Below are 3496 nucleotides of genomic sequence, written 5' to 3'. Positions count from 1 at the left end.
GTCCCCAGGACGGTACGGGCCCTCTCGTTCGCGCGGCGTCAGCGCTCGGCGTCGTACGCGTCCGTCAGGACCCGCGCCCGCTTCACGTCGTCCGCGATGGCCTCCAGCAGCCCGTCCAGCGACTCGAACTTCGCCATCCCCCGCACGTAGGCGAGGAAGTCGACGGACACGTGCATCCCGTACAGGTCCAGCCCCACGCGGTCGATCGCGTACGCCTCCACGGTCCGGTCGGTGGCGTCGAACTGCACGTTCGTACCGACCGAGATCGCCGCCGGCATCCGCTCGCCGTCCGCCGTCAGCCAGCCCGCGTACACCCCGTCGGCCGGGATCGCGGTGTGCGGCTGCGTCTCGACGTTCGCCGTCGGGTAGCCGAGCTCGCGCCCGCGCTGCGCACCGCGCACCACGACGCCCTCGACCCGGTGCGGGCGGCCGAGGATCTCGGCGGCGCCCTCCATGTCGCCCTCGGCGACGAGCCTGCGCGCCAGGGTGGACGAGAACGGCACGCCGCCGCCCGCCTCGCCGCGCTCCACCAGGTCCACGACCTCGACCTCGTAGTCGTACGTGGAACCCACCTCGCGCAGGAAGTCGACGTTCCCGGCGGCGCGGTGGCCGAAGCGGAAGTTCGGGCCCTCGATGACGGCGCGCGCGTGCAGCTTGTCGACCAGCACCTTCACGATGAAGTCCGCCGGGGACAGCTGCGAGAACTCCGCCGTGAAGGGCAGGATCAGCAGCGCGTCGACGCCGAGGCCGGCCATCAGCTCGGCACGGCGGTCGTAGGGGGCCAGGATCGGCGGGTGGCTGCCCGGCCGGACGACCTCGCTGGGGTGCGGGCTGAAGGTGACGACGACCGAGGGCACGCCGAGCGCCCGCGCCTTCGCCACGGCCCGCCCGATGATCAGCTGGTGTCCCCGGTGCACGCCGTCGTAGGAGCCGATGGTGACGACGCTGCGTCCCCAGTCCTGGGGGATGTCCTCCAAGCCACGCCAGCGCTGCACTGTGACCGCTCCTCGCCCGAACCCGTTTGGTCCCTGTACCGATTGCCGATTGCAGGTCTAAGACTGCCATGCCGGTGGCCGGGGCCCCGCATCGGCGTCCGGCTCGGGCCCGCGAGCCTCATGTCACGTCCGGGGCGGCCCTGCTGAGGGTCTCCACCGTACGCCGGGCACCTGGCCCGAGGAGGGCCGCGGCCTCCGCCTCGGCGTCCGCGAGCCAGCGTGCGACCAGGGCCCCGAAGGCCGGATCGGCCCGGGCCAGCTCGACCGTGCGGTGCTCGAAGACGACGGGCCCGCCGGGGGAGCGCAGCAGCCGCCGGCCGGTGCGGCGCAGCAGCTCGCGCGTACGGTCCTCCGGGCGCGCGGAGGTCGCGGCGGCGAGGGCCTCCAGGAAGGCTCCCAGGACCTCCGGGTCGGCCTCCTCGCGCAGCAGTACGTCGGCCAGCTCGGCCCGCAGCGTCGACGCGGGCTCCCCGCCCGGCGCGGCCAGCACGCGGGCCAGCTCGGCCCGTACGGACGGCGGGGCGGTGCGCAGCAGCTCCAGCACGAGGGGCCGCAGCACGGGCCCGGCGGCCGGGCCCTGTTCCAGGCGCCGGTCCACGAACGCGGCGGCGTGCGGGGCGTCCTCGGGGCGGCCCGCGAGGTGGTCCCGTACGAGGTCACCGGCGCGCCGGGCCAGCCCCGGGGTGGTGAGCGCGGCCAGCGCGCGGAGCACCTCCCCGTCGGCGCGGGACCGCAGGGCGGCGAACACCGCGTCGGGGTCGGGCAGTACGGGCAGTGCGGCGACCAGCGCGGTGGCGGGCAGCCGGGAGCCGCGCTCGGGGTCGCGGAAGCAGTCGAGGGCGTCGGGCAGGTAGCGGGCCCGCACCTGGGGGTCGCGGAGCAGCACGGCGAGGGCGCTGCCGTGCAGGGTGATGTCGCCGGGGCGGGCGAGCAGCGCCTGGGCGGCGTAGCGCAGGAGTTCCCGGTCGGCGGGGGTGCGGACGTGCGGGGCGGTGGCGAGCCCGTACGCGGCCGCGGCCACGCGGCGCCCGGGGCGCCCGTCGTGTGCCCAGCGGTCGACGGCGCGGGACAGGGCGGAGGGCTCGTCCTCGGCGAGTACGGCGAGCAGTTCGTCGGCGCGGGGGTGGGCGGCGCTGACGAGGGCCTCGGTGAGGTCGTCGACGGCGAGGGCGCGGTGGGTGTGCAGGAGGGCCTGGGCGGCGGTGGCGACGGTGGCTCCGGGGCGACCGCGCAGGCGGCGTTCGTCGGTGAACCAGGCGCAGACCAGGGGCAGTACGAGCTGCGGGGCGCGGGCGAGGCGGCGGGCGGCGGCCTCCAGGTAGTGGTGGTCGGAGGGCAGCAGGCGGCGCAGCAGGTCGAGGCGGTCGGACTCGGGCAGCCGGAGCCGGTTCCAGAACCAGCCGCCGAACTCGCCGGGGCCGGCGCGGGCCACGTGCTCGGCGAGGGCGTGCAGGACGGGCAGGTGCGGGGTGGCGTCGGCGGCGCCGAGCAGGGTGCCGCGGAGCAGCCGGGAGGCCCACCAGACGCGGTCGGGGTGGACGGCTTCGCGCTGCTCCGTGAAGGCGTTGAGGGCGTCGACCAGCCGGGTCAGGCAGCTGCGGGTCTCGGTGACCGGCAGTCGGCGCAGGGCTTCCAGGACGGGGCCGATGCGGTGCCGGGGGACGGGCGGGCCGGTGGTGGCGGGGCCGTGGTGCACGAGGGCGTCGAGGGCGGTGCCGATGTCGAGGTGGGCGGCCTGGAGCCAGTCGGAGAGCTCCTCGTGGGCGAAGCGGTAGCCGGCGCCGGCGGGGACGAGCAGCCCCTCGGTGAGGACGGCGGAGGCCCAGCCGGTGCGCCAGGGGAACAGCTCCTCGAAGGCGGCCCGGTCCAGCTGCCCCTGCCCGGGCCCGAGGCACCGCCGAGCGGCCTCGTGCACCCGCCCGGCCACCCGAACCGCCAACCGCCGCACCCCGGGGCCGTACACCCCGACCCCGGGGCCGTGGCCCGCGTCGGCCGCGGGGTCGGGGGCCCCGACCCCGGCGGCCCCGGCCAGCCCGACCGTGGCCCCGGCCCTGGCGGCCCCGTCACCCTCGACCCCGAGCCCGGCGACCCCGCCACCGTCGAGCCCGAGCCCGAGCCCGGCGACCCCGCCACTCTTGACCCCGAGCCCGGCGACCCCACCACCGTCGAGCCCGAACCCGGCGACCCCGGCCCCGGCGACCCCGCCACCATCGAGCCCGAGCCCGGCGACCCCGGCCCCGTCAACCCCGGTGACCCCGGCCCCGGCGCCCCCGGCGACCTCGCAACCGGTCCCCGCGCCACCAGGGCCCCGGCAGCCGACGCACCCGGGATCGTCCATGCTTCCCCTGACGGAGCCGCCACCCCCGGCGCCTCCGCCCCCGCCCGCCGAGCCACCCCCCACCACCGTCCCGGCAGCCGGGGCCCCCGAACCCCAGCCGCTCCCGCCCTTCCGGTCGCGGGAGCACGCACGCGCGCCACCGACCCCGCCCGCTGCCGCGCCC

At 77.7% G+C, this 3496-nt stretch carries 2 protein-coding genes; both read right to left on the bottom strand.

Translation table 11 applies throughout. From position 1 onward, the window contains the following. Positions 1 to 38: 38 nt before the first annotated feature. Positions 39 to 995 carry a bifunctional riboflavin kinase/FAD synthetase gene (locus ACFV0Q_RS39770; RefSeq protein WP_385012762.1) on the bottom strand — a complete coding sequence of 319 codons (957 nt, stop codon included), beginning with the start codon at positions 993 to 995 and terminating at the stop codon, positions 39 to 41. Positions 996 to 1113: 118 nt separating this feature from the next. Beyond that, positions 1114 to 3333: a hypothetical protein gene (locus ACFV0Q_RS39765; RefSeq protein ID WP_385012760.1), complete on the bottom strand. Its 2220-nt coding sequence runs from the start codon at positions 3331 to 3333 to the stop codon at positions 1114 to 1116. Positions 3334 to 3496 lie beyond the last annotated feature (163 nt).

Source organism: Streptomyces sp. NPDC059564, assembly GCF_042735575.1.
Taxonomy (GTDB): Bacteria; Actinomycetota; Actinomycetes; order Streptomycetales; family Streptomycetaceae; genus Streptomyces.
Note: the sequence above shows the minus strand (reverse complement) of the source record. Positions and strands in the feature narration are given on the sequence as shown.

Coding starts and splice junctions, on each gene's coding strand:
- ACFV0Q_RS39765 (WP_385012760.1), bottom strand. CDS start 3,333: ATGGACGATCCCGGGTGCGTCGGCTGCCGGGGCCCTGGTGGCGCGGGG.